The following is a 521-nucleotide window of genomic DNA, read 5'->3' as shown; positions in this document are numbered from 1 at the left end:
GTCCGACCTTGAACAGGGCGATATTCTGCTGGGTGATGCGCTGTATGGCAGCTACTACGTTCTGGCGGAATGTCTTGAACGTGGTATTGATGTGGTTTTCCAGCAAAACGGCGGCAGGAAACGGACAACAGATTTTCGTCGAGGAAAGCATCTGGGGAGCAAAGATCATCTGATCCGAATCAAAAAGCCAGTACAGCGCCCAGGCTGGATGTCTGCGGAACACTTCAGAAATCTCCCCGCTGAAATTGTCATACGGGAGGTCGCGCTAGAGAGCAAAGTCCTGATTACTACCCTGAATGATGCAACGCAAGTTCCACGGGAAGCACTGAAAGCCTTGTATCGAAGCCGCTGGCATGTGGAGTTGGATATTCGGAATATCAAAACCACCTTGGGCATGGAAACGTTGACGTGCAAAACACCGGAGATGGCCGAGAAAGAGATGTGGGTATATCTGCTGGCGTATAACCTGATACGCATTCTCATGGCGCAATCCGCAGCGTTATCGGATGTGCTCCCGCGAG

The 521-nt window shown here is 51.4% G+C and carries 1 protein-coding gene; it reads left to right on the top strand.

The window, feature by feature from the left end; genetic code table 11:
- Window positions 1-521, top strand: a 521-nt coding sequence (locus tag A3754_RS08155) for a transposase (RefSeq protein WP_156496917.1), incomplete at both ends; no start/stop codon positions are given.

This window comes from Alcanivorax sp. HI0083 (assembly GCF_001635175.1).
Note: the sequence above shows the minus strand (reverse complement) of the source record. Positions and strands in the feature narration are given on the sequence as shown.